Source organism: Mycobacterium sp. E2497 (genome assembly GCF_001668695.1).
Classification (GTDB): domain Bacteria; phylum Actinomycetota; class Actinomycetes; order Mycobacteriales; family Mycobacteriaceae; genus Mycobacterium.
Window position 1 is genome coordinate 1 of the sequence record NZ_LZKD01000203.1, and the last position, 2,927, is coordinate 2,927.

A 2,927-nucleotide genomic window follows, 5' to 3' on the forward strand; every position below is an offset into this window, starting at 1 on the left:
GGTGGTCCAGGGGGCGGCCGACCACGCGTGGTGATCCCGGCTGGCTGCCGCGGCGCGCACCACGTCGCAGCCGGTCGCGCTGGCCGCGTCGGCCGTGAGCCGTTCCAGCGTCGCGGCCACGTGGCGACCGAGGTCGGCGTCCGTGTCGCAAAGCGGGGCCGCCGGCGTGCCCGCGGGCGGCAGGACGGTCAGGTAGTCGACGAAGAAGACCCGGGCCTGCGGGGCGCGTTCGCGCGCCGCGTGACCGACCGAGCACAGCGATTCGAAGACCGCGTCAAGGGCCCGGCTCCGCGCATCGGGGTCCAGCAGCTCGGCAATGCGCCCGCGCAGCAGCGGCAGCCGCCGGAACCGACGGGGCAGGGAAGCGGCCATCAGCAGCGGGATGTAGCCGACGTCGTTGCCGCCGATGGTGATCGTCACCAGGGATTCCGAGCCGTCGAGGGCGGTGATCTGGGGCGGCGTGCCGCGCTGGCGGTCGGCGAGCACGTGGGCGGTGGTCGCGCCGGAAAAGGTGACGTCTACCAGTTCGAGGCCGCAGCGCTGCGCGACCAGATGCGGATAGTTGCGGGCCGACCGGCCCGAGCCCAAGGGCGCGTTCGCGGCCCGGGGCCGGATGCCGGGACCGGCCGCCATCGAACTTCCCAGCGCCACATACCGTTTCATCGATCGGGACTGGATGCCTGGGCCCAGAAACGTTTGGGGATCCGCCCGGCCCGGCGGGCCAGATAGCCGGCGGTGACGGCGGCGGCCATCGCGGCCGCCATCGCCGCCGGATCGGCGGCCCGGGTCACCGCGGTGGCCAAAAGCACGGCGTCGCAACCCAGTTCCATCGCCAGCGCGGCGTCACTGGCGGTGCCGATGCCGGCGTCGAGCACCACCGGGACCCCCGCGCGGGCGACGATCATCTCGATGTTGTGCGGGTTGGTGATGCCCAGGCCGGTGCCGATCGGCGAACCGAGGGGCATGACCGCCGCGCATCCGGCGTCCTCGAGCCGGCGCGCCAACACCGGGTCGTCATTGGTGTAGGGCAGCACGACGAACCCGTCGTCGACCAGTTGCTCTGCCGCCCGGACCAATTCGACCGCGTCGGGCAACAGCGTGCGTTCGTCGGCGATGACCTCCAGCTTGACCCAGTTGGTGTTCAGCGCCTCGCGCGCCAGCCGCGCGGTGAGCACCGCCTCGGCCGCGCTGCGGCACCCCGCGGTGTTGGGCAGCGGCACGATGCCGAGCCGGTTGAGCAGGTCCAGCAGCCCGGTCCCGCCCTCGGCGTCGACGCGCCGCATCGCGACGGTGGTCAGCTCGGTACCCGAGGCGACCAGCGCCTCTTCCAGCGCGGCCAGGCTACTCGCTCCCCCGGTGCCCATGATGAGGCGCGAGGAGAAGCTGCGATCGCCGATCGTGAGCTTTGACTCAGCCACCCTGCACCGCCGTCACCACCTCGAGTCGAGCGCCATCGAAAAGTGTTGTCGTCCAACTGGACCGGGGCAACACGGCGTCACCCATCGCCACCGCGACACCCCGGTCGGGGTAGCCCAGCGACTCCAGCAGCGCGGCCACCGTGGTCTGTTCGTCGATCTCGACCTTCCGCTCGTTCACCATGACGATCATGACCGAACTCCGACGGGGGCCAGTTGGGAGAGGATTTCTTCCGCGGTCCACGGCGCCAGCAGGAACCCGGACCGGCCGTGTCCGCCGGCGACCAGGGTTCGCTCGTCGAGGCGCCGCACCAGCGGCAGGTTATCGGGTGTCATCGGGCGCAGCCCGGCGGCGCACTCGGCCAGCTCGTACTCGCCCAGCGCCGGCAAGACCGCGCAGGCGTCGTCGAGCAGGTCGCGCACTCCGGAGACGACCGGGGCGGTGTCGCGCCCATGCTCGTACTGGGTGGCCCCGACCACCACCCCGTCGGCGCGCGGAACCAGGTAGACCTGCCGCCCGCGCACCCGGGCGCGAATGACGCGCTGCGGCACCGGCATACACCCGCGCCGCCAGCGCAGGCGCAGCACCTCCCCCTTGACCGGCCGCACGGGCAGGCCCGGCCACAACGCGGGGGCATCGATGCCGTTGGCGATCACCACCGCGTCGCCGTCGACCGTTAGGTCGTGCGCAGGCCCCGCCCAGCGCACCCCGAGGCGCTCGCACTCCGCCGAGAGGGCTTGCAGCACCGCGCGGTTGTCCACCGCCAGCTCGGTGGGCGCCCGAAAGCCGTGCCGGATGCCCTGGGCCAGCTGCGGTTCCAGATCCCTGGCGGCCGACTCCCAGACCACCGGATGCCCCTGCTCGCACAGCCAGTCGGCGACGGTGCGCAGGTCTGCGACGTCGGCCCGGTCGACGGCCACCACCAGCGATTCCCGGGCGGTGACCACCTGCGGCGGCAGGCCGTCGAGGAAGCCCTCGCGCCACAGCCGCAGCGACTCGCACCCGAGCCGCAACAGCCGTTCCTCACCGGGCCAGCCCTCGCTGTGCGGGGCCAGCATGCCGCCGGCCACCCAGGACGCGCCCTGGTCGGTGGTCCGGTGCACGCGCACCGACCACCCGGCCTGCGCGGCGCGGCGCGCCACCGCCAGCCCGATGACGCCGCCGCCGATGACGGCCAGCGACCCAAGGTCTGTCGGCATTCCTGGCCTCCCTTCGCCGGCATGACCCGGATCAGGTGTGACGGTAAGGGCAGGCGCGCCCACTCTCAGACCCCGTTCCCGGGACTCCCGTGTCTGCAAGTTCTTCGGCTCCCACGCTAGCGCGCTAGCGTCGCGGTGTGCATCAGCGAGTTTCCCGGCTGGCCGCGGCGCGGCTCTACCTCTGCACCGACGCGCGCCGGGAGCGTGGCGATCTGGCCCAGTTCGCCGACGCCGCCCTGGCCGGCGGGGTCGACATCATCCAGCTGCGCGACAAGGGCTCTCCGGGTGAGCAGCGGTTCGGGCCGCTCGAGG

4 protein-coding genes, 1 pseudogene and 1 riboswitch are annotated in these 2,927 nt (G+C 72.9%); of the genes and pseudogenes, 1 reads left to right on the plus strand and 4 read right to left on the minus strand.

The features are described from left to right. The 4 genes from A5713_RS18430 to thiO form a co-directional block, all read right to left on the minus strand. The coding region (locus tag A5713_RS18430; RefSeq protein WP_068097889.1) for an SGNH/GDSL hydrolase family protein at positions 1–663 on the minus strand (663 nt) is incomplete at its 3' end. Further along, the gene (locus A5713_RS18435) at positions 660–1,418 is read right to left on the minus strand and encodes a thiazole synthase (RefSeq protein ID WP_067927020.1); all 759 of its coding nucleotides are present in this window, start codon (positions 1,416–1,418) and stop codon (positions 660–662) included. The genes A5713_RS18430 and A5713_RS18435, both read right to left, overlap by 4 nt. Then, positions 1,411–1,608: a sulfur carrier protein ThiS gene (gene thiS / locus A5713_RS18440; protein ID WP_068097888.1), complete on the minus strand. Its 198-nt coding sequence runs from the start codon at positions 1,606–1,608 to the stop codon at positions 1,411–1,413. The genes A5713_RS18435 and thiS overlap by 8 nt, the downstream gene beginning before the upstream one ends. Next, positions 1,605–2,615 (minus strand): glycine oxidase ThiO, encoded by a 1,011-nt coding sequence (thiO, locus tag A5713_RS18445; RefSeq protein WP_067927015.1) that lies wholly within the window; start codon positions 2,613–2,615, stop codon positions 1,605–1,607. The genes thiS and thiO overlap by 4 nt, the downstream gene beginning before the upstream one ends. After that, a riboswitch (TPP riboswitch) is annotated at positions 2,606–2,716 on the minus strand. Its footprint overlaps the gene before it by 10 nt. 36 nt (positions 2,717–2,752) lie before the next feature. Here thiO and A5713_RS18450 point away from each other — a divergent pair. Further along, positions 2,753–2,927: pseudogene (locus A5713_RS18450) on the plus strand (thiamine phosphate synthase); the annotation flags it as partial.